The 23,885-nt window shown below is 62.3% G+C and carries 18 protein-coding genes; 13 read left to right on the plus strand and 5 right to left on the minus strand.

The genetic code is table 11. From position 1 onward, the window contains the following. Nucleotides 1-26: 26 nt before the first annotated feature. On the minus strand, nucleotides 27-467 hold the full coding sequence (locus tag ACYVHK_RS02115) for an FxsA family protein (protein WP_460527091.1): 441 nt from the start codon (nucleotides 465-467) through the stop codon (nucleotides 27-29). Between ACYVHK_RS02115 and cutA the strand changes: the two genes are divergently transcribed. The 3 genes from cutA to ACYVHK_RS02130 are packed head-to-tail and all read left to right on the plus strand — an operon-like array spanning nucleotide 466 to nucleotide 3,121. Then, on the plus strand, nucleotides 466-804 hold the full coding sequence (gene cutA / locus ACYVHK_RS02120; RefSeq protein WP_460527093.1) for a divalent-cation tolerance protein CutA: 339 nt from the start codon (nucleotides 466-468) through the stop codon (nucleotides 802-804). The two genes, ACYVHK_RS02115 and cutA, sit on opposite strands and share 2 nt — an antisense overlap. Further along, nucleotides 801-2,552: a protein-disulfide reductase DsbD gene (dsbD, locus tag ACYVHK_RS02125; RefSeq protein ID WP_460527095.1), complete on the plus strand. Its 1,752-nt coding sequence runs from the start codon at nucleotides 801-803 to the stop codon at nucleotides 2,550-2,552. The genes cutA and dsbD overlap by 4 nt, the downstream gene beginning before the upstream one ends. A 20-nt stretch (nucleotides 2,553-2,572) precedes the next feature. Further along, the gene (locus tag ACYVHK_RS02130; RefSeq protein WP_460527097.1) at nucleotides 2,573-3,121 is read left to right on the plus strand and encodes a TlpA family protein disulfide reductase; all 549 of its coding nucleotides are present in this window, start codon (nucleotides 2,573-2,575) and stop codon (nucleotides 3,119-3,121) included. A 60-nt stretch (nucleotides 3,122-3,181) separates the two neighbouring features. On the opposite strand, the gene purL is transcribed toward ACYVHK_RS02130, so the two are convergent. After that, nucleotides 3,182-7,135: a phosphoribosylformylglycinamidine synthase gene (gene purL, locus ACYVHK_RS02135; RefSeq protein WP_460527099.1), complete on the minus strand. Its 3,954-nt coding sequence runs from the start codon at nucleotides 7,133-7,135 to the stop codon at nucleotides 3,182-3,184. Between the two features lie 115 nt (nucleotides 7,136-7,250). Next, on the minus strand, nucleotides 7,251-8,738 hold the full coding sequence (locus ACYVHK_RS02140; protein ID WP_460527101.1) for a hypothetical protein: 1,488 nt from the start codon (nucleotides 8,736-8,738) through the stop codon (nucleotides 7,251-7,253). A gap of 159 nt (nucleotides 8,739-8,897) precedes the next feature. On the opposite strand from ACYVHK_RS02140, the gene ACYVHK_RS02145 reads away from it, so the two are divergent. Both ACYVHK_RS02145 and ACYVHK_RS02150 read left to right on the plus strand, forming a co-directional pair. Beyond that, entirely contained in the window at nucleotides 8,898-10,502 is a 1,605-nt protein-coding gene (locus tag ACYVHK_RS02145; protein ID WP_460527103.1) for an ABC-F family ATPase, read from the plus strand. 325 nt (nucleotides 10,503-10,827) lie between these two features. Next, nucleotides 10,828-11,568, plus strand: a complete 741-nt coding sequence (locus ACYVHK_RS02150) for a beta-ketoacyl-ACP reductase (protein WP_460527105.1) — start codon at nucleotides 10,828-10,830, stop codon at nucleotides 11,566-11,568. 72 nt (nucleotides 11,569-11,640) lie between these two features. On the opposite strand, the gene ACYVHK_RS02155 is transcribed toward ACYVHK_RS02150, so the two are convergent. Together ACYVHK_RS02155 and ACYVHK_RS02160 are read right to left on the minus strand one after the other, a co-directional pair. Next, nucleotides 11,641-12,900: a L,D-transpeptidase family protein gene (locus tag ACYVHK_RS02155; protein ID WP_460527107.1), complete on the minus strand. Its 1,260-nt coding sequence runs from the start codon at nucleotides 12,898-12,900 to the stop codon at nucleotides 11,641-11,643. A gap of 6 nt (nucleotides 12,901-12,906) precedes the next feature. Beyond that, nucleotides 12,907-14,103 (minus strand): tetratricopeptide repeat protein, encoded by a 1,197-nt coding sequence (locus ACYVHK_RS02160; protein WP_460527109.1) that lies wholly within the window; start codon nucleotides 14,101-14,103, stop codon nucleotides 12,907-12,909. A 75-nt stretch (nucleotides 14,104-14,178) separates the two neighbouring features. Between ACYVHK_RS02160 and ACYVHK_RS02165 the strand changes: the two genes are divergently transcribed. The 8 genes from ACYVHK_RS02165 to dacB all read left to right on the plus strand — a co-directional run bounded on the left by ACYVHK_RS02165 (nucleotide 14,179) and on the right by dacB (nucleotide 23,819). Further along, nucleotides 14,179-14,532: a DMT family protein gene (locus ACYVHK_RS02165; RefSeq protein ID WP_460527112.1), complete on the plus strand. Its 354-nt coding sequence runs from the start codon at nucleotides 14,179-14,181 to the stop codon at nucleotides 14,530-14,532. 103 nt (nucleotides 14,533-14,635) lie between these two features. Continuing rightward, nucleotides 14,636-16,345, plus strand: a complete 1,710-nt coding sequence (locus ACYVHK_RS02170) for a glutamine--tRNA ligase (protein WP_460527114.1) — start codon at nucleotides 14,636-14,638, stop codon at nucleotides 16,343-16,345. Continuing rightward, entirely contained in the window at nucleotides 16,345-16,926 is a 582-nt protein-coding gene (locus ACYVHK_RS02175) for an HD domain-containing protein (protein ID WP_460527116.1), read from the plus strand. Before ACYVHK_RS02170 ends, ACYVHK_RS02175 begins: the two co-directional genes overlap by 1 nt. A 40-nt stretch (nucleotides 16,927-16,966) precedes the next feature. Continuing rightward, nucleotides 16,967-18,034, plus strand: coding sequence for a uroporphyrinogen decarboxylase (hemE, locus tag ACYVHK_RS02180; RefSeq protein WP_460527118.1), 1,068 nt, complete (start codon nucleotides 16,967-16,969; stop codon nucleotides 18,032-18,034). Nucleotides 18,035-18,432: 398 nt separating this feature from the next. Then, a complete protein-coding gene (locus ACYVHK_RS02185) occupies nucleotides 18,433-20,592 on the plus strand; it encodes a primosomal protein N' (RefSeq protein WP_460527120.1) in 2,160 nt (719 codons plus the stop codon). A 51-nt stretch (nucleotides 20,593-20,643) separates the two neighbouring features. Further along, complete coding sequence (locus tag ACYVHK_RS02190; RefSeq protein ID WP_460527122.1) at nucleotides 20,644-21,051, plus strand: hypothetical protein; 408 nt, start codon at nucleotides 20,644-20,646, stop codon at nucleotides 21,049-21,051. Between the two features lie 78 nt (nucleotides 21,052-21,129). Continuing rightward, the gene (locus ACYVHK_RS02195; protein ID WP_460527124.1) at nucleotides 21,130-22,386 is read left to right on the plus strand and encodes a hypothetical protein; all 1,257 of its coding nucleotides are present in this window, start codon (nucleotides 21,130-21,132) and stop codon (nucleotides 22,384-22,386) included. A 2-nt stretch (nucleotides 22,387-22,388) separates the two neighbouring features. Further along, nucleotides 22,389-23,819: a D-alanyl-D-alanine carboxypeptidase/D-alanyl-D-alanine endopeptidase gene (gene dacB / locus ACYVHK_RS02200; RefSeq protein WP_460527126.1), complete on the plus strand. Its 1,431-nt coding sequence runs from the start codon at nucleotides 22,389-22,391 to the stop codon at nucleotides 23,817-23,819. The last annotated feature ends 66 nt before the right edge of the window (nucleotides 23,820-23,885 follow it).

Consider the following 23,885-nt stretch of genomic DNA (forward strand, 5'->3'; position numbering starts at 1 on the left):
CGAAGAGTGTCAGCGGGGTTTGGCATTTACTGCTCGCCCGGGGAGCGCGGCAACGAAGGAGCAGGTTCGTCCACCCGGTTGAATTCGCCTTCATAGACACCATCTTGTGCGGGTGTCGCGCTGGCAAAGCGCACGTTGCGACCTCCCGGCCAGGGTAGCATCAGGATCAGGCCCAGCACGTCGCTGATCGGGCCGGGGAAAACGAACAGCAAGGCTGCCACCAGGGTGCGTGCCACCCAGAACAGCCGGCCGAGGGGCACTTCGCCATTGCGCAAGCTGTCTACCAAGGCCCAGGCGGTAGCAAAGCGCCAGCTTTTGAGGATGCCGATGCCGACCAAGGCGCTGGCAAATAGCCAGAATGCCAGCCACCAGCCTATGTATTGCGCCAGCCAGACGGACGCTGCCAGCTCCATCAGGGGCAGGCTGAGCAACAACAGGCCAAACAGAGGTAGAAGTCTTAGCAACATGACTGAAAAATATTCCGTGTTAGTGGTACTGTGCAACGCCCCCGACGAGGGGACTGCCAAAATGCTGGCCGCTGCGCTGATCGAGCGCGGCCTGGCCGCTTGTGTGAACCTGCTTGCACCCGCCAGTTCGATCTATCGCTGGCAGGGGGCGGTTGAAACCACGACCGAGATACCCATGCTCATCAAGACGACCCAACACGCCTATGCGGCGCTGGAAGCAGCCATTTGCGAGCTGCACCCCTACGACATTCCCGAGATCATCGCCCTGCCGGTCACGGCCGGCCTGGATCGTTACCTTGGTTGGGTGGTGGATGCAACCCAGGGGGCGTCGGCATGAAAGGCTTCGTCTCTTTTTTGATCGCCGGGTTCCTGAGCGTCAGTGCCTGGTCTGCGGCCAACCCGGATGAGTTGCTGCCGGCGACCGAAGCTTTCAAGCCCTCGATCAGCAAAACCGGTGAAAAAACTGCCACCGTGAAGTTCGAAATTGCCGATCGCTATTATCTGTATCGCGATCAGTTCAAGTTTTCGCTGCAACCCGGCAATGGGGCCCTCAAGGCAGATTTTCCGGCCGGCAAGAAGAAGCACGATGACTATTTCGGCGAAGTCGAGACCTATCGTCATGGCGTCGAGGTCCCGCTGAGCAGCGACACGCCTTTTGCACCCGGTGCCAAGATCAAGGTTGTCTCGCAAGGTTGTGCCGATGCGGGCGTGTGCTACCCACCGGAAACCATCGAGCTGGCCTTGGGCGACAGCGCGGCGCCGACTGCGACAACCGTTGCGGCTGCGGTGCCTGCCGTTGCCGGCAGCAGTGACGGCAGCGCCTTGTTCAAGAACGGCAGCCTGGCCGGTCTGCTTGCCTTCTTCTTCGTGGCCGGCCTTGGTCTGGCTTTCACGGCCTGCATGTACCCCTTGATTCCCATCGTGTCCGGCATCGTGGTCGGACAAGGCGGCGGTGTCAGCAAGGGCAAGGGTTTTGCGCTGAGCGTGGTCTACGTGCAGGGCATGGCCTTGAGCTACGCGATCGCCGGCGTCGTGGCGGCACTGTCCGGCACCCTGTTGTCGGCTGCGCTGCAGAACCCTTGGGTCCTGAGCGTATTCGCCCTGTTCTTCGTCGTGATGTCGCTGTCCATGTTCGGGCTGTTCGAACTGCAACTGCCGGGCGCGCTGCAGTCCCGGCTCAACGATGCGTCCAACAAGCTGCCAGGCGGCCGGTGGCTGCCCGTCTTTGGCATGGGCGTGCTGTCCGCCCTGATCGTCGGCCCCTGTGTCGCACCACCTTTGGCCGCCGCGCTGGGTTATATCGGTGCCAGTGGTGATGTCTTGCGCGGCGGCCTTGCGCTATATGTGATGGCGCTGGGCATTGGCTTGCCCTTGATTGTGGTCGGTACCGTCGGCGGGCATGTGCTGCCAAAGGCTGGGCCATGGATGAGCGTGGTCAAGAACGTATTCGGCACGCTCATGCTGGCCGTAGCGCTCTGGATCGCCAGCCCGGTCCTGCCTTTGTGGCTGTACATGCTGGGTTGGGCCTTGCTGGCGATCGGTGCCGGCGTGGCGCTGTCGGCGCTCGATACGCTCCCGCCGCACGTCAAACCGGGCAAGCGCCTGGCCAAGGCCCTGGGTGTCGTGCTCTTGTTGATGGGCGTGGCGGAACTGGTCGGCCTGCTGGCTGGTGGACGCGATCCACTGCAGCCGCTCAAGTCGCTGGGCGGCGGCCAGGCCGCCTCGGCCGAGCACAAGCTGAACTTCCAGCCGGTGGCGAGCGTGGCGCAGCTGGATGCAGCTATCGCAGCGGCAAACGGCAAGCCCGTCATGCTGGACTTCTACGCCGACTGGTGCGTGAGCTGCCGCGAGATGGAACGGTTTACCTTCAGCGATGCCCGCGTCCAGCAGAAGCTGGCAGGGCTGGTGCTGTTGAAAGCCGACGTCACCGCCAATACCGATGAACACAAGGCGCTGCTCAAGCGCTTTGGCCTGTTCGGCCCGCCAGGCACCATCTTCTTCGGCCAGGGCGGTGCGGAAACGGGCGCGCGCCTGATTGGCTTTGAAGACGCGGACGCCTTCCTGCAGCGTTTGGCCAAGCTATAAGTACCGACAAGGATAGGCTCGTGAACAGAACCGTTATCTACGCAGCGGCTGCGGCAGGCGCACTTGCCCTTGGTGCAGGTTTCGCCTGGTGGCGACAGGCCCAAGTGCCGGTCATGCCAGCCCCTGCCAGCCCGGCCCCGGCAGCTGCCGCCGGCTTGTGGCAGGCCAGCTTCAATGACCTGCAAGGGAAGCCGCAGGCTTTCAGCCAATGGCAGGGCAAGCCGCTGGTGGTCAATTTCTGGGCGACCTGGTGCGCACCTTGCCGGGAGGAGATTCCGGAGTTTGTCGCGACCCAGAAGACTCATGGCGACAAGGTCCGCTTTGTCGGCCTGGCGATCGACAATCCCAAGGACGTGAGCAAGTTCGTCCAGGAGCTGGGGATCAACTATCCGGTACTGGTCGGCGAGCAGGATGCGCTGGAACTGATGCGTACCGAAGGTAACCGGCTGGGGGCCCTGCCCTTTACGCTGATCTTCGACCCGCAGGGCAAGAAGGTGGCGGTACACGCAGGCCGGCTGGACCAGCAGAAGCTGGATGCTTATCTCAAGCCCATGCTCATCGCAGGCTGAGTTGGCCCCGCTGTCCCGCATGAAAAATGGCCCGGTAAACCGGGCCATTTCTTTTGCTGCTTATCCCAACCACTTGCGGGCGTTGCGGAACATGCGCATCCAGCCGCTGTCCTCGCCCCAGTTGTCGGGGTGCCAGCTCAGGTTGGCGGTACGGAAGGTACGCTCCGGATGCGGCATCATGATGCTGAAACGACCATCGGCGGTGGTCACGCCGGCGATGCCATCTGGCGAACCGTTCGGGTTTTGCGGGTAAACCTCGGTCGCCTGACCACGGTCATCCACATAACGCAGGGCAGTCAGCACGTTCTTGCGGTGCGACTCCTGGCTGAACACCGCTCGACCTTCGCCGTGCGATACCACCACCGGCATCTTGGAACCGACCATGTCGGCGAAGAACAGGCTGGGGCTCTGGCCCACTTCGGCCATGACCAACCGTGCTTCGAACTGCTCCGATGCGTTGCGGCGGAACTTCGGCCAGGCTTGGGCGCCGGGGATGATCTCCGACAGATTGGACATCATCTGGCAGCCGTTGCAGACGCCAAGCGCAAAGCTGTCGGTACGCTGGAAGAAGCGCGAGAACTCGTCACGGGCACGGGCGTTGAACAAGATGGACTTGGCCCAGCCTTCGCCAGCGCCTAGGACGTCGCCGTAGCTGAAACCACCGCAGGCGGCGAAGCCCTGGAAGTCCGCCAGCGTGATACGACCGCTGAGGATGTCCGACATGTGCACGTCCAGCGCGGTAAAACCGGCACGGTCAAAGGCGGCGGCCATCTCGATCTGACCATTTACGCCCTGCTCGCGCAGGATGGCGATTTTGGGCTTGGCGCCTTTGGCGATATACGGCGCGGCGATGTCCTCTGCCGGATCGAAGTTCAGCTCGGCGTAGAGGCCACGCTGCTTCTGGCCCAGCAAGGCGTATTCGCTATCGGCGCAGGCCGGGTTGTCGCGCAGTCGCTGCAACTGGTAGCTGGTCTGCGACCAGGCCCTCTGCAGGTCGGTACGGGTCTCGTTGAAGACCAGGCGGTTGCGTTTCTTGATCTTCAGGCGGTCGTCATCGTTGAGCGAACCGATCACATGAAGCTGACTGCGGATGCCGGCACCGAAGAATGCCGCCATCACGGCGTTGGTGTCGCTGCGACGAACCTGCAGGACGGCACCCAGCTCTTCGTTGAACAGTACGCCCATCAGACGGCCATTGTCGGCACGGGCGACCGATTCTGGGTTGATCTCACCGTATTCCCGCTCGTTGCGGCGACGCTCGATACACAGCTCGTCGACATCCAGTGTCACGCCCACGCGGCCGGCGAACATCATTTCCGCCAGGGTGACCAACAGGCCGCCATCGGCACGGTCGTGATAGGCCAGGAGCTTGCCCTGGGCGTTCAGCTGCTGCACCACGGTGAAGAAACTGGCGAGCGCCTCGGGGTTCTCCAGGTCGGGCATATGATTGCCAACCTGCTTGTAGACCTGCGCCAGCGCCGAGCCGGACAGGCGGCATTTGCCGTTGCCGAGGTCGATCAGGATCAGGTCGGTATCGCCCTGGTCGGTCTTCAGCTGCGGCGTCAGGGTACGGCGCACATCGGTGACGGGCGCGAAGGCGGAGACCACCAGCGACAAGGGGGCGACGACCGACTTGTTCTCGCCCTTGTCCTGCCAGACGGTCTTCATGGACAGGCTGTCCTTGCCGACCGGAATGCTGATGCCCAGCGCAATACTGAGATTGCGCACGGCTTCGACCGTGTCGAACAGATTTGCATCTTCGCCAGGATGGCCGGCGGCGGCCATCCAGTTGGCCGACAGCTTGACGTCGCCAAGCTTGGCGATTGGTGCGGCTGCCAGGTTGGTCAGTGCTTCGCCGAGGGCCATGCGGCCAGAGGCGGGAGCGGAAACCAGCGCCAGCGGCGAGCGTTCGCCCATTGACATGGCTTCGCCGAGATAGGTCTCGAAGCCCATGGTCGTGACCGCCACGTCTGCCACCGGTACCTGCCAGGGGCCGACCATCTGGTCGCGCGCGGTCATGCCGCCGACGGAACGGTCACCGATGGTGATCAGGAAGCTCTTGTCGGCAACCGAAGGCAGGCGCAGTACGCGGTAGGTGGCGTCGTGCAGGTCCAGTGAACTGGAGTCGAAGACCGGCAGTTCCGGCTTCAGGCGCTGTACGTCACGGGTCATCTTAGGCGGCTTGCCCAGGAGCACGTCCATGGGCATGTCGACCGGCTTGTCGCCGAAATGGCTGTCAGCCAACTCGAGCTGCTTCTCCAGCGTGGCGGTGCCGACCACGGCGAACGGGCAGCGTTCGCGCTCGGCGATGGCCTTGAAGGCGTCCAGGTCCTTGGCGGCAATGGCGAGAACGTAACGCTCCTGCGATTCATTGCACCAGATCTGCAGCGGCGACATGCCCTTCTCTTCGATCAGGATGTCGCGCAGCGAGAACTTGGCACCACGGTCGGAGCCGTGCACCAGTTCCGGCAGGGCGTTGGAAAGGCCACCGGCGCCGACGTCGTGAATGCTCAGGATGGGGTTGTGGTCACCCAGCTGCCAGCAGCGGTCGATCACTTCCTGCGCGCGACGTTCGATCTCCGGGTTGCCACGCTGGACCGAATCGAAGTCCAGGTCGGCTGCATTGGCGCCGGTATCCATGGACGAGGCCGCACCGCCGCCGAGGCCGATCAGCATGCCGGGGCCGCCGAGGACGATGATCAGTGCGCCAGCCGGAATCTCATGCTTGCCGACATGGTCGCCGTCGATATTGCCCAGGCCGCCGGCGATCATGATGGGCTTGTGATAGCCGCGCATTTCGCCGAGGTGGCTTTCCTCGAAAGTACGGAAGTAACCGGTCAGGTTGGGACGGCCGAATTCATTGTTGAAAGCGGCGCCACCGATAGGGCCATCCAGCATGATCTGCAAGGCGGAGACGATGCGGCCTGGCTTGCCGTATTCAAGCTGGCTGTCGGAATAGACTTCCCACGGTTGCTTGAAGCCCGGAATGTTCAGGTTGGATACGGTGAAACCCGTCAGGCCGGCCTTGGGACGCGAGCCGCGGCCAGTGGCGCCTTCATCGCGAATCTCGCCGCCGGAACCGGTCGATGCACCAGCAAAGGGTGAAATGGCGGTCGGATGGTTGTGCGTCTCGACCTTCATCAGGATATGGGTCGGGCGGGCAGTGTAGCGGTACTCCTGGCTGCCAGGCTGCGGGAAGAAGCGCAGGATGCCGGCGCCCTCGATGACCGAGGAGTTGTCGGAATAGGCAACGACGGTGCCTTCCGGATGGGCCTTGTGCGTGTCGCGGATCATGCCGAACAGCGACTTCGCTTCGGCCTCGCCGTCGATCACGAAGTCGGCATTGAATATCTTGTGGCGGCAATGCTCGGAATTGGCCTGGGCGAACATCATCAGTTCGATGTCGTTCGGATTGCGCCCGAGCTTCTGGAAGTTTTCCAGCAGGTAATCGATTTCATCGGTCGACAGGGCGAGGCCCATATCGCGGTTGGCAGCCTCCAGGGCGGCGCGGCCACCCTTGAGGATGTCGACATTGGCCAAGGGCAGCGGATCGATGTGACGGAACAGGGCTTCGATGCCATCAAAGCTGGACCAGACTGTTTCGGTCATCCGGTCGTGCACCAGATCCGACAGCTTGGCCTGCTCGGCAGCGCTCAGCTCCTTGCCGGCATAGATGGCGACACCGCGCTCGATGCGGGCGATCTTGTCGAGGCCGCAGAGCTTGAGGATGTCGGTGGCCTTGGACGACCAGGGGGAAATGGTACCCAGGCGCGGCGTGACCAGCAGCATGCTGCCTTTGCCGGCATTGGCTGCGGAAGGGTGATCGTCAGCCAGGATCTTGGCGAGCTTGGTTTCTTCATCCGGCGTAAGCGCCTGATTCAGCTCAAGGAAATGCCAGAACTCGGCGTAGGGCGTGAGGCCGCTGACACCAGCGTCCTTCAGGCCAGAGACCAGTTTTTCGAGACGGAAGGCGGATAGTGCAACTCCGCCGCGCAACTTGAGAAGGGTGGGCATGAGCAAAAACCGTGCGGTTTACGGGGATGAGGCCCGTAATTTTAGCGTAAAGGTCGTTTGCTTGCTCTGCCGGTTTACCGTAGGTGCCGCAGAGGCGGCGCCTGCCGGTAATAAATCAGTCTTTGCCGATCACATTGAAGCTGCTGATGGTGTACTCCGGCAAGGCCTCCAGGATAGAGCCCAGCTTGATGCTGAAGCGCTTGCTGCCGGCCACCAGTTGGTACTCCCGTCCGGTTTCATACAGGGCGGCAGGCATCAGCAACATGCGACCATGCGGTGATTCGGCACAGTAGAGGGCGACGGTATTCACGTCCTGCGCCACCAGGCTTACGGAAATCGGTTGGCTGGCCAATCGTTCCGCGCCGACCTTGACCTGTCCCTCGCGCGTCTTGCTCAGCCGCCGCACGACTGCCAGCCAGGCGCCGGATTCTTCCTTGAAAGCCAGCAGTTCGCCGATGCTCAGCCTGTCGTCGAACTGTGCCTTGTAGTGCGCGCCAAGGCCGCTGGCACTTTCGTCGGCAACCATCCAGGGCTCCCAATCCGCGGCACTGCCATTGAGTGCCCGCGCAATACGCTGCAGGCCGATCGCGGTCGTGGCTTCCTTGTCGCGATGGCGGCGTTCGTTGCGCCGCGAGCGTGCTTGCCCGGCTCGTGAGAAGACCAGGGCGAGATCCTGTAGCAGGCGGGTCAGGTTGTCCTGTTCCTGCTGTGAGCAGCAAGGGTCGAAGCTGGCGGGCAATACCCCGCGGCTTGCCCCGTTCGCGAGTTCGGTCAGGGTGGCGGACAGTGGCTCGGTATCGAGATAGCGATAACGCTCACCGACCATGTTGCGACGCAACTTCATCGGTGGCTTGGGCTCGTCCAGGTTGACGGCGAATGTCTGGTCGCGGGGGCGGATGACCTTTTCCAGGCTGACCTGGGCTTGCCAGTCGTTCAGTTGACGATCCAGCAGCCAGATGTCCTCCAGGCGCCGCCGTTCCGGCTCGGCCAGTTTCAGCAGCAAGGCATGGCGATAGGCCTGGCTGACGCTGGTGGGCGGGCTGTGCGGGTAGGCGTGCATGCTTTTCTGGGCAAAGCCGGCTGCTTCGGCGATCTGGTAGAGCCGGTTCAGGCTGCGCCAGAGCCGGGGTTCGGCTTCGAAATAGCGCAAATAGGCCCATTTGGCCTGCTCGGCGTAATAGTTGACCGCACGCAGTGTGATCAACTCGGCTTCCGCTGCAAAGCGGGGGGAGGGGGCTTGGGCATGCTGCTTGAGGCAAAGCTTGTAGGCGGAGGCGAGCTCTCGCCAGCAGGCCAGCAGGCTGGGCAGGATCTGGCGCGGGGAGAGACCCTCGATAGGTTCTTCGCCACGAAAGGCGCGTACCAGTACGGCAGCAAGCGGCCGGGCCTTCTCGTCGAAGCCCTGCACTGCGCGGTAACGTTCTTTCAGGCCGGTGCGAGGATTACGATTGAGTGCAGCCAGGGCCTTGATGATCTCGGTCAACACCGTCAACGTCTCATCGCGTGGCAGGTTGATCAGCAATTGAGTGGCAGAGGGGCCGCTGTTTTCCTCCTCACGGGCGCGACGCATCAGTGCGTCGATCAAGCCTTTGAAATCGAACATGTCTGCTTAAACGTTATTATTCGGTAGGTGGCCGCATCGCCAGGCTGTCAGCATGGACCTGTGTGGTAAAATTACGCAATTTTGCCGCACCGCGCCATGCGCGGATTTTTATTTTTGTGACGGGCGTACCACAGGTCGCTCGCCAGGAGTCCCCCCAAGGTGATCAATACCGCCAATATCACCATGCAGTTTGGTGCCAAGCCATTGTTCGAAAAAGTGTCGGTCAAGTTCGGTGGCGGCAATCGCTACGGCCTGATCGGCGCCAACGGTTCGGGCAAATCCACCTTTATGAAGATCCTGGGTGGTGACCTGGAACCAACGGGTGGCAATGTTAGCCTCGACCCGGGCGTGCGCCTGGGTAAATTGCGTCAGGACCAGTTCGGCTACGAAGACCATCGCGTGCTCGACGTCGTGCTGCAAGGCCATGTCGAGCTATGGGCGACCATGCATGAGAAGGACGCCATTTACGCTAATCCTGAGGCGACCGAAGACGACTACATGCGGGCGGCCGATCTGGAAGTGAAGTTCGGCGAGATGGGTGGCTATGATGCCGAAGCACGCGCCGGCGCGCTGTTGCTGGGTGCGGGCATCCCGACCGAGCAGCACACCGGCCTGATGAGCGAAGTCGCGCCGGGCTGGAAGCTGCGGGTGCTGCTGGCGCAGGCGCTGTTCAGCGACCCTGACGTGCTGCTGCTCGACGAACCTACCAACAACCTGGACATCAATACGATCCGCTGGCTGGAACACACGCTGAACGAGCGCAATTCCACCATGATTATCATCTCGCATGATCGTCACTTCCTGAATCAGGTCTGTACCCACATGGCTGACCTGGACTACAGCACGATCCAGATCTACCCGGGCAACTACGACGACTACATGCTGGCCAGTACCCAGGCACGTGAACGTGCGCTGGGTGCCAACGCCAAGGCCAAGGAGCGGATTACCGAACTGCAGGTGTTCGCTGCTCGTTTCTCGGCCAACAAGTCCAAGGCGCGCCAGGCGACCAGCCGGCTCAAGCTTGCGGACAAGATCAAGGAAGGCATGGTCGAGGTCAAGCCGTCCTCGCGCCAGAACCCTTACGTGCGTTTCGAGTTCGATGACAAGCTGAAGCTGCATCGGCAGGCATTTGAGACCACCCATCTGTCGAAGTCCTTCGACAAGCCCCTGATCCAGAGCCTGGACCTGATCTTTGAGGCAGGTCAGAAGCTGGCGGTGATCGGTGGCAATGGTGTGGGTAAGTCCACGCTGATGAAGATGCTGGTCGGCGCCCTGAAGCCGGACGCCGGCTCCGTGAAGTGGGCGGAAAAGGCTGAGGTCGGCTATTTCGCCCAGGACCACGAAGAAGACTTTGATAGCGACGACACGTTGTTCGACTGGATGAAGCAATGGGGACGTCCGGGCGACGACGACCAGGTCATCCGCGGCATCCTCGGTCGCCTGCTGTTCAGTGGCGACGACGTGAAGAAGGCCGTGCGCGTACTGTCGGGTGGCGAGAAGGGCCGCATGCTGTACGGCAAGCTGATCTTGCAACAGCCCAATGTGCTGGTCATGGACGAGCCGACCAACCATATGGACATGGAGTCGATCGAGTCCCTGAACTTAGCGTTGGAGCTGTACAAGGGCACCCTGGTCTTCGTTTCACATGATCGTCAGTTCGTATCGTCGCTGGCTACCCAAGTGCTTGAATTGAAAGGCGATGGTAGCTATTTGCACTATGCTGGTGGTTATGAAGACTATCTCTCCAGCCAGGGTTTGGAATAAGGGGTGTGGCGTGACTGTTGCATTTTGCAAACAGGCTGCACGGTCCGCCATAAAAGCGTCACTTAGAGTTGCCACTCTAGAACTGCCGTACTATCATGCGCGCACATCTTCAGTGCGCCCGTGAACCAAAACCGGGCAATCATACCGGTGCAAAGTCACCGTCATCCGAGCCACCGCAAGGGTCGCTCAACAGGATAAAGACAAAGAAGAAGTATGGAGCAGACAGAACGCAGTACCCCGGAAGGGGTGCTGCGTTTCCCCTTGTGTGTTCGAAGATGTTTTGTCGCCAGGCCGGCAGGTGCCTGGATTGAAAGGGAGTGTAATCATGCGTTTGTCGGGGAAAGTGACGATCATCACCGGTGCAGCCAGCGGCATAGGCCAGGCGACCGCAATGCGTTTTGGCAAGGAGGGCGCGCGCGTTGTCGTGTGTGACCTCAATGCGGCCGGGATCGATGCCGTGGTAGGCGAGATCGTGGCGGCGGGTGGCGAGGCGGTTGGCTATGTGGTCAATGTCACGGACAAGGCGCAGATTGCCGCCATGGTGAGTGGCGTCAAGGCCAAGTGGGGCCGTATCGACGTGCTCGTGAACAACGCCGGCATCGTAGCCGATGCGCAACTGAGTAAGATGACCGACGAGCAGTTTGACCGGGTCATCGATATCAACCTGAAGGGCGTCTACAATTGCGCCAAGGCGGTGGTCGACATCATGACCGAGCAGGGCTCGGGCGTGATCCTGAACGCCTCTTCGGTCGTGGGGCTGTATGGCAACTTCGGCCAGACCAACTATGCAGCCGCCAAATTCGGCGTTATCGGCTTCACCAAGACCTGGGCCAAGGAGCTGGGCAAGAAGGGTATTCGTTCCAATGCTGTCTGCCCTGGTTTTGTGGCCACTCCCATCCTGCAGAACATGCCGGAGAAGGTGATCCAGGCCATGGAAGACAAGGTGCCCATGCGCCGCCTCGCCCAGCCGGAAGAAATCGCCTCGGTCTACCTGTTCCTTGCCAGCGACGACGCCAGCTATATCAATGGCGCCGTCCTGTCGGTGGATGGCGGCTTGGTGATCTAGCCGGTCACTGGTAGCAGGCAATAAAAAACCCGTCCAGGTGACGGGTTTTTTATCGTGGCCGGCGCTGTGGGGTCAGCCTGCCGATGCCTCGTAGACAATTTTCCAGTCGTTGCTTTGGCGGCGGAAGTAGAGCCGCTTCTGGCTATGGTTTTCCAGATTGCTGCTCTTGTAGTCCTGCGCGAAGTTGGCCATCAGCAGGCTGCCATCGGCGGTGGGGTAGTCGAACAGGCTGACTTCCTCCAGCTTGATCTTGGCCCACTGCTTGCCTGCGTTGACCGCAGTCTTCTGTGCTTTCCAGTCGTTGTAGCTCAGGCCGCCGGACTTGAAGTCGCCAGCGTAGTGGGCGAGGTAGCGTGGCGTATCGAGACTTTCCCAGTCACGACGCCAGTTTTCCACCTTGCTGCGAGCGGCTTCACGCCGTTGCTGCCATGCTTCGCTGGTCAGCCATTCCACCTTGGGACTGATCACGACCGGGGTATTGGCCTGCAGATAGCTGCCCAGCGCTTCCATGTCGGTATTAGGCATGGCCACGCAGCCATTGGATGCCTTGGGGGCGCGGCTATAGGTATCGTAGGGCACGCCATGCAGCCAGATGCCGCTACCGGTACGACCTTGCTGCTTGTCCCAGTCGTTGGGGTAGCTCAGCGGCCAGGCGCCTACGCCGTACAGCGCCGCCCTTTGGCCGTAGTTCTTGTCCAGTTGCTCACGGGCCATATGGCCGGTCACAAAGTACACGCCGAGCGGCGTGCGCTGGTCACCTTCGCGGGACTTGTCAAAGCCCAGCTTGCCGATGGTGATGTAGAAATCGAGTACGTAACGCGGCACGCCATTGTCGTTACGGAACAGATAAAGGCGGGAGCGGCTCGCGTCCACCACCACTGCGTATTTCTGGCTGCTGGTGAGCTGCAACAGATTGGCGGGAATCTCGTTCACCGGCGGCGGCGCGTTGTAGCGCGCTACCCGCACGCTGGCCTCGTCACGCAGATCCTTGAGCTTCTCATCGACAACCTGGGCGCTACCTATGCCGGCCAGGGGCTGGGCGCGCGCCATCAGCAGGTCGCCCTTCAGCAGATGGGCAAGGCGATAGTTGGGGCGGACGTCCAGCAGGGCGTCAACCAGCCGGTCTGCATCGGCCAGGCGATTCTGGCGTATGGCCGTGACGGCGGCGACGATGGCTTCTTCAGGCTTGGTGCTGGCCAGCAGGCGTGGCAATTCGCTGGTCAGGTTGGCAGAGGCAGTGGGGCTACGTGGCCACTGCATGGAGTTGGCCGCTGGGGCAACGTACAGGCCTGCGATGAGGCAGGCAGTGATTTTCAGCCAGGAACGACGCATGGAAGCTTATCCTACCCGTTCTTCGCGAATCAGCCAACGATCACCATTCTTCTCCAGAATCAATGTCTTAACCGTTGATTTGTCAGTCTTGTCTGAACTGTACACCTGCACGAACCGGGCTGTGGCGGTATTACCATCCAGCTTGATCTTGATATTGCCCAGTTTGACCTTGATGGTCTTCGCACCCTCGATGCGTTCGCGCCGCTGCTTTTCCCAGTCGGACCGGCTACTGCCCGCAGGCTTGTAGCTCTTGGTATAGCTCGCGAGGTAGGCCGACACCCGCTTCTCCGACCAGGCGTCCGCCCAGCCATTGACGGCCTTGGCGACCTGGGCTTCAATTTCCTTGCTGCTTTCGACCTTGGCTGGAACCGCGGGTTTGGTGGCCGTAACGGGGGCTGGCTCGACCGCCGGCTTGCCGGCTACCGGCGTATTACTTGCCACGGTGGTGGCAGGCGGTGGTGCAGCGGGCTTGCTGGTTGCCGCGGTTACCGGCGGCGTGCTCACGGCCGGCTTGCTGGCAAGCACGGGAGGGGCGACCGGGGCTGGAACGACGGCCGGAACCGGCGGCTTGTCGACAGGCTTGGCGACCGGCGGCGGTGCCGTCGCCGGTGCGCGAGCCGGCGTTGCGGCCTGCGCGACGACCAGTGGCTTGCTGGCACTGCTGGGCGCGCCGCGGCCGCTGACCAGGTCTTGAACCATGGCAAGACGCGGTGACGCGGAACTCACGGCAGCAACCGATTGCCCGCTTTGCCGCTCAACCACGTCCCGCTGCAGGGCCTTCTCATAGGCCTGGGCGGCGAGCTTGGCGTAAACGTCGGAAAGATTGGCGTGCGCAGTGGCGTAGGCCGGGTTGGTCTGCAAGGCCATCTGCAGTGCAACCCGTGCCTTGTCGAGCTGGCCCTGCTGCGCATAAAGCGCTGCCAGATTGTTATACGGTTCGGGCAGGTTGGGGTAGTCGGTGGTCAGTGCGGTAAAAACCTGCACGGCCTCCGTCGTCCTGCCCAGTTGCGCCAGTGCATTGCCACGCAGCAAGCGGAGCCGGGCATCGCGCGGTGTTTTTGCCAACGCCTGGTCGGCCGCCTGCAAGGCACTATCTGCCTGGCCGCGCCCAAGACTGGCGGCAATATCCTCGGCTTCGCCGGCCTCTACACCCACCAGTGCGGCGGTGCTCAACAACATCATGAACAAACGGGAAGCAAACATCGACTGGACGGTGGGTGGGCTTGAATACAAACTTCCCATTTTATCAGATACGTTAAGTGGACTGCGCCCTAAACCATGTTTGCCAATATCCCCCCCGGCATCCTTGCCACCCTGTTGCTGGTTTGCTCCAACGTATTCATGACCTTTGCCTGGTACGCCCACTTGCGCGACATGGCCGCCAAGCCCTGGTATGTCGCGGCTTTTGCCAGTTGGGGCATCGCCCTGTTCGAGTACCTGTTGCAGGTGCCCGCCAATCGCATCGGCTTCCAGGTCTACAACCTGGCGCAGCTCAAGATCATGCAGGAGGTCATCACCCTGTCGGTATTTGTCCCGTTCGCCGTGTTCTATATGAACCAGCCGTTCAAATGGGATTTCGTCTGGGCCGGTCTGTGCCTGCTCGGGGCGGTCTACTTCATGTTCCGGACCTAGTTCATCGGTGATCAAGGTGGTCTTGGCTGCGTACGTTAGGGGCGGCGGGGCGGGAATCGGGTAAAATCGCCCTATTGTCTAAATACAAAGCCTCGCTGCGCCAATGTCCAAGCCTAATCCCGAGAGCAACGCGCCTGTCGCGTCCAACTTCATCCGCAACATCATCGATGCCGACCTTGCCTCCGGCAAGCATCAGCGCACGGTCACCCGCTTCCCGCCCGAGCCCAACGGCTATGCCCACATCGGTCATGCCAAGGCGATCTGTATCAATTTCGGCATCAAGGAAGACTACAAGGCCAAGGGTTACGCCAGCGAATGCAACCTGCGCTTTGACGATACCAATCCGGAGAAGGAATCCCAAGAATACGCGCTGGCCTTCCAGGAGGATGTGCGCTGGCTGGGCTTTGAGTGGGATGGCGAGGTGCGCTGGGCGTCGGACTATTTCGACGCCTTGTATGGCTACGCCGAGGAGCTGATCCAGGCGGGCAAGGCCTTCGTCTGTGAGCTGAATGCCGAGGAAATGCGCGAATACCGTGGCGACTTCGCCAATCCGGGTCGCAACAGCCCCTACCGTAACCGCACGGTTGAGGAAAACCTGGGCCTGTTCCGCGCCATGCGCGCCGGTGAGTTCGCCGATGGCAGCAAGACCTTGCGCCTCAAGATCGACATGGCCTCGCCCAACCTGAACCTGCGTGATCCGGTCATCTACCGTATCCGGCGTGCCCACCATATCCGTACCGGCGACAAGTGGTGCATCTACCCAATGTACGACTATACCCACTGCATCTCGGACGCGATCGAAGGCGTGACGCACTCCCTGTGCTCGCTGGAGTTTGAAGACCATCGTCCGCTGTACGACTGGGTACTCGACAACATCACCATCGCGACCCACCCGCAACAAATCGAGTTTTCCCGTCTGGAACTGCTGCACGCCATCACCTCGAAGCGCAAGCTCAACCAACTGGTGGTGGATGGTTCGGTAACCGGCTGGGATGACCCGCGTATGCCTACCGTGTCCGGCATGCGTCGTCGTGGCTACTCGCCGGCCGGCGTCCGTCTGTTTGCGCAGCGTTGTGGTGTGTCCAAGAGCGAAAACATCATCGACTACAGCGTGCTCGAAGGCGCAGTACGCGAGATGCTGGAAACCGAAGCCCCGCGCGTGATGGCGGTACTGGACCCGGTCAAGGTGACCTTGACCAATTTCGAGCCCGGTGTGACCGGTTCGCGCAGCGCGCCCTTCCACCCGCACCACCCCGAGCTGGGCGAGCGTGAGGTGCCGCTCGCGGCGCAGATCTATGTCGAACGGGACGATTTCGCCGAAGTGGCGCCCGAAGGCTGGCAGCGTCTTACGCCAGGTGGTGAAGTCCGCCTGCGCTACAGCTATGTGATCAAGTGTGACGAAGTCATCAAGGACGCCGACGGCAAGGTCGTGGAACTGAAGTGCTCCCTCGATCCTGCGACGCTGGGCCAGAATCCGGTAGGCCGCAAGGTCAAGGGCGTAATCCACTGGATCTCGGCCGAGCATGCCATCGAGGCCGATGTGCGCCTGTACGACAGGCTGTTCACCGTCGAGCGGCCTGATGCCGTACGCGGTGTCGACGGGCAGTACGAAGATTTTCGCCAGTTCGTGAACCCTGAGTCCCTGCGCACCGTCACCGGTTACGTCGAGGCCTGCGTCAAGGATGCGGCGCCCGAGACCCGTTATCAGTTCGAGCGGCTGGGTTACTTCGTGACCGATCGCAAGGAGCATGTTGCGGGTGGTCGCCCGGTGTTCAACCGTACGGTTGGGCTCAAGGACAGCTGGACCAAATAATGGACAAGCTCGCCAGCCAGTTGGCCTTCCTGCTTGAACTCGACAAGCTCAAGGCCATCCTGCGCCGCACGCGCCCGATCGGGTTCAGCCGTTACGAGAATTCTGCCGAGCACAGTTGGCACGTGGCCCTGATGGCCATGCTGCTGGCTGAGCACGCCGAACCGGCGGTCGATGTCGGTCGCGTGGTCAAGATCCTGCTGCTGCACGATATCGTCGAGATCGATGCCGACGATACCTTTCTCTACGACGAAGCCGCGGCGCTGGCCAAGGCCGGCAAGGAGATGGCAGCGGCAGAGCGCCTGTTCGGCATGCTGCCGCCGGAGCAGGGTGCCGAATTCATGGCGTTGTGGCGGGAGTACGAGGACAGGCTGACGCCGGAAGGCCGCTTTGCCTATGCCTGCGACCGTCTGCTGCCCATGCTGCAGAACCTGGCCAACCGGGGGCAGAGCTGGCAGGAAAATGCGGTCCGGTACGAGCAGGTCATCCGCAAGAACCTGCCCATCAACGATGCCGCGCCCGCACTCTGGCAATACGTCCACCCGCGCCTCGAAGCCGCGCAGCAAGCCGGCTGGCTGGCCTGAGCGCCGCTGGCATATGCTCCATAGCTGTTGAAAGAACCCGATGTCCGAACTTCAGAACGATACCTTCCTGCGCGCCTTGCTGCGTGAACCGACCGACTACACACCGCTCTGGCTGATGCGCCAGGCCGGCCGCTACCTGCCGGAATACCGCGCCACCCGCCAGCGGGCAGGCAGCTTCCTGGATCTGTGCAAGTCGACCGATCTGGCGACCGAAGTCACGCTACAGCCGCTGGAGCGCTTTCCGCTGGATGCCGCCATCCTGTTCTCGGACATTCTGACCGTACCGGACGCGATGGGCCTGGGCCTGTACTTCGCCGAGGGTGAAGGCCCCAAGTTCGAGCGTCCCCTGCGTGACGAAGCCGCCATCAAGGCCCTGGCCGTGCCGGACATGAGCGAGCTGCAGTATGTATTCGATGCCGTGGCCTCCATCCGCAAGGCCTTGAACGGCCGCGTGCCGCTGATCGGCTTCTCCGGCAGCCCGTTCACGCTGGCCAGCTACATGATCGAAGGGGGCGGCACCGATACCTTCAGCCGCATTAAGACCCTGATGTACGACCGGCCCGACCTGATGCACCACATCCTGCGCATCAATGCCCTGACGGTGATCGAGTACCTGAATGCCCAGATTGACGCGGGTGCGCAGGCCGTGCAGATATTCGACAGCTGGGGTGGCGCACTGGCCTATGGCAAGTACCAGGAGTTCTCGCTGCAGTATATGAAGCAGATCGTTACCGGCCTCAAGCGCGAGAAGGATGGTCGCCGCGTACCGGTCATCGTCTTCACCAAGGGTGGTGGGCTGTGGCTGGAAGACATCGCCGAATGTGGTTGCGATGCCATCGGCTTGGACTGGACCGTTGATCTGGCGGACGCCCGGCGTCGCGTCGGAGACAAGGTCGCGCTGCAGGGTAATTTCGACCCGGTTGCGCTGTTTGCCCAGCCTGCGGCTATCGAGACGGAAGTCGCCCGTCTGTTGGCCAGCTATGGTTCGGGCAGCGGTCACGTCTTCAATCTGGGTCACGGCATTTCGCAATTCACCCAGCCGGAGCATGTGACGGCGCTGGTGGACAGCGTGCACCGTTTGTCGCGTCCATACCATAGTGCCGACTGAGTGCACCAAACAGGTGCCATTCCGGCAAGGAATGGCACTGTCGGAACGTTTTTGAAATTCCCAATAAAAACAGCTGCTTGCAAGCTGATCTTGAAGTGCTGGAATGGGAATAAAGCCTAAGTTATTCACAGAGATGGCAGGTGCTGTCTGTTGACTTGTCAAGCGCCATGCAAACAGGCTTGAAATCAGTACACTTTAGTTAAGCCTTTGATTTATAAAATAAAAATCTTTTGCCTGTTTTTTAGGCAAGCCAATAAAGCGCCTGATGTATCCGGGGTTTAGCGTATTTCCCTAAACTTGCCCACAAAGTTATCCACAGGAATTGTGGACAGCCCGAAAATCCCTGTTGCGACACGGCTTTAGCCTGCTTCAACGACGCTGAAAATTGTTTTCTTGACATGCCCTACCTCCGCGTTGCGCTCGACGTGCCTCTGGCCAGGTTGTTCGACTATGAAGCCGCTCACGCCACCTCGGACGATGTGGGCAAGCGAGTCATCGTGCCGTTTGGCAGTCGCCGCCTGGTGGGCCTGGTCATGGAGGTGGCGGCGGAGCAGGCCGACATCGGCATCGCCATCAAGCCGGTCGAATCCATCCTGGATGACCTGCCGGCGCTGACGCCCGATGTACTCGCCTTGTTGCGCTTCTGTTCCGACTATTACCAGCACCCGATAGGGCAGGTGGTTCACACCGCTCTGCCGGGTCGCTTCCGGGAAATCGCACCGCTGCAGGTGCCGGTTCCGTGTGCTTACCAGGCAATGGATGCAGAAGCCCTGCTGGCCAGCCTGTCCGGACGGGCGGCCATGCAGCGTCGACTGGCTAACCTGCTGGCCGTGCCGTGCAGCGAGGGAGAGATCAAGGCGGTGTCGGCATCGGCCTGGAAGCTCTGCCGTGACTGGCAGGCGGCCGGGCTGGTGCGAGCCATCGCGATCCATGCCGTCGCGCCGCAGCCGGCAGCAGGGCCTGACCTGAACGAGGAGCAGGCCACCGCCGTGGCCGCCATCCGGTCCGCCGAAGGTTATGGCAGCTTCCTGCTGAACGGCATCACCGGCAGCGGTAAGACCGAGGTCTACCTGCACGCGATTGCCGCCACCCTGGCCCAAGGCCGGCAGGCACTGGTGCTGGTGCCGGAAATCAATCTGACGCCACAGCTGCAGGCGCGCTTTCATCAGCGTTTTCCCGGTGCGGAGATCGTGGCACTGCATAGTGGCGTCGCCGATGGCGAGCGTGCCCGAGGCTGGGTTCACGCCGCCCGCGGTGAAGCGCACATCGTGCTCGGTACCCGATTGTCGGTCTTTACGCCGATGCCCAAGCTGGGTCTGGTCGTGGTGGACGAAGAGCATGATGGCAGCTTCAAGCAGCAGGATGGCCTGCGCTACTCGGCCCGCGACATCGCCGTCTACCGCGCCCGGCAGGCGGCGGTGCCCATCGTGCTGGGCTCGGCCACGCCCAGCCTGGAGACCTGGCAGAACGCGGTGGCTGGCCGATACACCCGCCTGCCATTGCGGCAACGCGCGGTTGCCGGCGCCCAGCCACCCAGATGGATTCTGGTGCCGACCCGGCGGCAGCCGTTGCAGGACGGCTTGCACACTTTCACCCTGGCTGCCATCGAGGCACGCCTGGCGCGAGGTGAGCAGAGCCTGATCTTCCTCAACCGTCGCGGGTACGCGCCGGTCATGCATTGCAGCGAGTGCGGCTGGATGTCGGCCTGTACCCGTTGTTCGGCCAGGCTGACGGTCCACCTGCGGGAACACCGGCTGCGTTGCCACCACTGTGGCTGGGAAGAACGCTTTCCGCCCGCCTGTCCGGGCTGCGGCAACAGCGACATGAAGCCGCTGGGGCAGGGCACCCAAAGGCTGGAGACCATGCTGGCCGAACGTTTCCCCAAGGCGCGCGTGTTGCGTATCGACCGCGACAGCATGCGGCTCAAGGGCAGTTTCGAGGCGGCACTCAAGACCATCCATGCGGGTGAGGCCGATATCCTGGTCGGTACGCAAATGCTGGCCAAGGGACATGATTTCCCCGAGCTCACGCTGGTCGCGGTGATCGGTGCCGACAGCGGCCTTTACTCGGCCGATTTCCGCGCCAGTGAGCGGCTGTATGCGCAGTTGGCCCAGGTCGCCGGCCGGGCCGGTCGGGCGGATAAGCCGGGTGAAGTGTTGCTGCAGACCGACTTTCCCGAACATCCGCTTTACGAGGCCTTGCTGGCGGATGACTACGCGGCCTTTGCCAGCGCCGAGCTAGATGAACGCAAGCTGGCAGACTTCCCGCCCTTTCTGCACCAGGCGGTCCTGCGTGCTGAAGCGGACGGCGTGAACGACGCCCTGGATTTCCTGCGGCAGGCGCTGACCCTGGCCCCGCTGGATGAAGCCGTCACGGTATGGGACCCGGTGCCGGCCAGCATGATGCGCCTGGCCAACCGCGAGCGCGCCCAGCTGTTGGTGCAGTCCCATGGCCGAGCCCGGCTGACAGGGTTCCTGGCCGAGTGGATGGCAGCCTTGCGACAGATCCGGGCTGGCAAGGTCCGCTGGTCGCTGGATGTGGACCCGCTCGATATCTGAAGCCGTCGGCTCAGACTATCCTGTGGGCAGACACCTCCGCTGCTCGTCACCATGCGCCTGCCCAGCCTGTTGTTATTGATCAGTAGCCTGCCCTTGTTCGCTGCCACGCCAGCCGAGCCGGACGCCTTCGAGCCCGGCGCCGTTGCCGGCGCCCGTGCGGGTTGGCGGCCGGATATCAGCCAGCGTGAAGCGGTGCGCCTGTTCTATCAGGTCCGCTACAAGGCCAGCCCGGCTTCCGGCTACTGGCGCGGCAGTTTGGCCGATTGCCAACCCGGTGAGCTTCTGCCGAGCCATCGCAACGCCATGCTGGACCGGATCAACTGGTTTCGCGCCATGGCTGGCGTCCCGGCGGATCTCGAAGAAGACTTGGCGACCAGTCGCAAGATGCAGGCCGCGGCACTGGCGGTCGCCGCCAATGGCCGTATCGTCCACCAGATAGATGGCAACTGGCGTTGCTAAAGCGAGGAGGCGCGCGAAGGCGCCAGCAATGGCTTGCTCAGCTCGGGTGAGACCGGGCCGGAGGCGGTGACCAGTTTCATGCGTGATCCCGGTATCCAGAATGCCGGGGTCAATCACCGGCGCTGGTTGCTGTATCCGCAGACCCGCTTTGTCGGCCTCGGGGACATACCGCAGGTGGACAAGCGCCTTGCTGCCAGTGGCTTCAGCGCCTACGACGGGCTGTACGCAGGTAACCGGCCGCCCGTTCGCGACGAATTCGTCGCCTGGCCACCGCCAGGGTGGGTACCCTATGCCCTGGTGTTCGCACGGTGGTCCCTGTCATTGCCTGATGCCGACTTCAGTGCTGCCAAGGTCAGCCTCAGCCTGGACGGCGTCAGCATCCCGCTGCTGCAGGAGGTGAACGAGCGTGGCGCCGGCGAACCCACCCTGGTCTGGCGGCCGATCAATCTGGCAGCCGAGGCGGCTTGGCCGCAGCCCCGCGGGGACAGCCATTACCGGGTGGAGATAGGCGGCATCAGCCAGGCTGGTCGCCCCCGGCAGATTGCCTACGAGGTCCATGTCTTCGACCCCGCGCAGGATGGCCCCGCTGGCCCGCAGGAGGCCCGCGTACAGGGGCTCGCGCGGATTCCCGTCGAGGGCGGGGCATTCACCATCTCGCTACCGACGGGGGCCACCGGTGCACAATGGCGCGCCCTGAAACTGGCCGATTTCCCGCTCGATGAAGGCGCGGAAGCCGGGTATGGTGCGTTTTCCTATAGCGGCAGCAATGATTATCCAGTGCTGCAGCAGCGCGTGCTGGCCAGCGGTAAGCAGGCATTCCGGCTGGCTCACAACCATATCGGCGATGAAATGCTGACGCTGGTGGGACAACTGGCTCCCGGGCCGCGCGCCAGCCTGCGCTTCAAACAGCGCCTCGGCATAGCAGGTACGGGCGAAGAGGCGAGAGTGGAAGCGAGAGTGGTAGGGAGCGACGCATGGGAGGCACTCTACCAGCGCCGCGCAAATGGTCAGACAGCCAATGCCGACAAGCAGTTCAGCGAGCAGCGCGTGGACCTGGGGGACTATGCGGGTAAATTGATCGAGCTGCGTTTTCGCTATCAGTTCGCGCAAGGTGATTTCTACCCGCCGGATGATGATCGGGTCGGTTGGTACCTGGACGACATCCGGCTGGAACAAACCAGCCGCGTGCTATTTGCCGGTGAACCGCTGCGTAGTGGGGGCAACGGCTTCCGGTTTCTGCCGGAGCAGAAGGGTGAGTGGCGCCTGCAGGCCAGACCAACGGTCTACAGCGCGCCAGGTGATTGGGGGCCGTTGTGGCCCGTGACGGTGGAGTGAGGATGCAAATACGATGGATGCTGGCGGGACTGGCCGCCTGCCAGTTGGCGCACGCCGCCTTGCCGGAGACGGTTTCTGCCCGGCTGAAGGCCGCCAAGCTGCCGGATACCGCGCTGGGCGTGATGGTGCTGCCGGTGGACGGGGGAACTGCCAGGCTGGAACACCACGCGGATGGCCTGTTCAATCCGGCGTCCACCCTCAAACTACTGAGCACCTTGAGCGCATTGGAGACCCTGGGGCCGAGCTTTCAATGGCGTACCGGCTTATATGGTGATGGCACCATTGAAGGCGACAAGCTGAAGGGCGATCTCTACCTGCAGGGCAGTGGCGATCCCAAACTGACGTTCGAGCGAACCTGGCTGTTGCTGCGTGACCTGCGTGCCCGTGGCATACGCCAGATCACCGGTGAGCTAGTACTGGACCGCAGCTATTTCCGCTTGCCGCCGGAGGAGCCTGCCGGCAGTTTCGACGAACAACCAGAGCGAGCCTACAACGTGGTGCCCGATGCCTTGCTGATGAACTTCAAGGCGCTGCGCTTCGACATGGAGAGCGATGGCGCCACCATGTCGGTACGTATCGAACCGCCGCTGGCGGGGGTCAGTGCGGATAGCCGCATGAAGCTCGTCAACACCGACTGCGCCACCTGGAACCAGGGCTGGGCGCGCCCGGAGATCCGTACCCAGGCCGATGGCCGGGTCAGCGTCAGCCTGCAGGGGCGCTTCCCGAAAAACTGCCGTGCCAGCCGTTATCTGGGCGTGTTCGATGCGCCTGAGTTTGCCAGCCGGTTGACGCGCGGCCTCTGGACCGAGCTGGGCGGCGAGATCACCGGCAAGACGGTGGAAGGCAGTACGCCGCCCGGAATGCGCCGGCTGGCCGAAACGATATCGCCTACCCTGGCCGAACAGGTTCGCGATATCAACAAGCTCTCCAACAACACGATGGCAAGGGCGGTCTACCTGACGCTGGGAGCCGAATATGCCCGCAGCCATCCGGAAGCCGCAGCACTGACCAGCCAGCAGGCGGCCGATCTGGCTGTCCATGACTGGCTGGGCCGGCACGGCCTGGTTTTCCCGGAATTGGTGATGGACAACGGCGCGGGTCTCTCACGCACGGCCCGCATCAGTCCACGCCACCTGGCTGCCGTGCTGCTGGCCGGTCATCGCAGTGCCTATGCGCCGGAGTATGCGGCCAGTCTGCCAATCGTCGGCCTGGACGGCACCATGCGCAAGCGCCTGACCGATAGCGCCCTGGCCGGATCGGCCCGCATCAAGACCGGTACGCTGGACGACGTCAAGGCGGTGGCGGGCTATGTGCGCGATGCGGCCGGCCACGACTGGATCGTGGTGGGCATCCTCAATCACGCCCGCGCCGAGGCCGGTCAGGCGGCGCTTGATGCCCTGATCGAATGGGTGGGGCAGGCGCCCGCATCCTGACAACCGTATACTTATGCTTTGGCCGGCGTCCGCCGGCGCCATTCTGAGATACGACAAGCTGGCCTG

This window comes from Chitinimonas naiadis, assembly GCF_054780835.1.

What these genes read in the sequence shown, in the direction of transcription:
- hemE (WP_460527118.1), top strand. Translation starts at nt 16,967, where the DNA reads ATGTCCGAACTTCAGAACGATACCTTCCTGCGCGCCTTGCTGCGTGAA.
- ACYVHK_RS02170 (WP_460527114.1), top strand. Translation starts at nt 14,636, where the DNA reads ATGTCCAAGCCTAATCCCGAGAGCAACGCGCCTGTCGCGTCCAACTTC.
- cutA (WP_460527093.1), top strand. Translation starts at nt 466, where the DNA reads ATGACTGAAAAATATTCCGTGTTAGTGGTACTGTGCAACGCCCCCGAC.
- ACYVHK_RS02190 (WP_460527122.1), top strand. Translation starts at nt 20,644, where the DNA reads ATGCGCCTGCCCAGCCTGTTGTTATTGATCAGTAGCCTGCCCTTGTTC.
- ACYVHK_RS02150 (WP_460527105.1), top strand. Translation starts at nt 10,828, where the DNA reads ATGCGTTTGTCGGGGAAAGTGACGATCATCACCGGTGCAGCCAGCGGC.
- ACYVHK_RS02115 (WP_460527091.1), bottom strand. Translation starts at nt 467, where the DNA reads ATGTTGCTAAGACTTCTACCTCTGTTTGGCCTGTTGTTGCTCAGCCTG.
- ACYVHK_RS02185 (WP_460527120.1), top strand. Translation starts at nt 18,433, where the DNA reads ATGCCCTACCTCCGCGTTGCGCTCGACGTGCCTCTGGCCAGGTTGTTC.
- ACYVHK_RS02175 (WP_460527116.1), top strand. Translation starts at nt 16,345, where the DNA reads ATGGACAAGCTCGCCAGCCAGTTGGCCTTCCTGCTTGAACTCGACAAG.
- ACYVHK_RS02155 (WP_460527107.1), bottom strand. Translation starts at nt 12,900, where the DNA reads ATGCGTCGTTCCTGGCTGAAAATCACTGCCTGCCTCATCGCAGGCCTG.
- ACYVHK_RS02140 (WP_460527101.1), bottom strand. Translation starts at nt 8,738, where the DNA reads ATGTTCGATTTCAAAGGCTTGATCGACGCACTGATGCGTCGCGCCCGT.
- purL (WP_460527099.1), bottom strand. Translation starts at nt 7,135, where the DNA reads ATGCCCACCCTTCTCAAGTTGCGCGGCGGAGTTGCACTATCCGCCTTC.
- dacB (WP_460527126.1), top strand. Translation starts at nt 22,389, where the DNA reads ATGCAAATACGATGGATGCTGGCGGGACTGGCCGCCTGCCAGTTGGCG.
- ACYVHK_RS02165 (WP_460527112.1), top strand. Translation starts at nt 14,179, where the DNA reads ATGTTTGCCAATATCCCCCCCGGCATCCTTGCCACCCTGTTGCTGGTT.
- ACYVHK_RS02160 (WP_460527109.1), bottom strand. Translation starts at nt 14,103, where the DNA reads ATGTTTGCTTCCCGTTTGTTCATGATGTTGTTGAGCACCGCCGCACTG.
- ACYVHK_RS02195 (WP_460527124.1), top strand. Translation starts at nt 21,130, where the DNA reads ATGCGTGATCCCGGTATCCAGAATGCCGGGGTCAATCACCGGCGCTGG.
- dsbD (WP_460527095.1), top strand. Translation starts at nt 801, where the DNA reads ATGAAAGGCTTCGTCTCTTTTTTGATCGCCGGGTTCCTGAGCGTCAGT.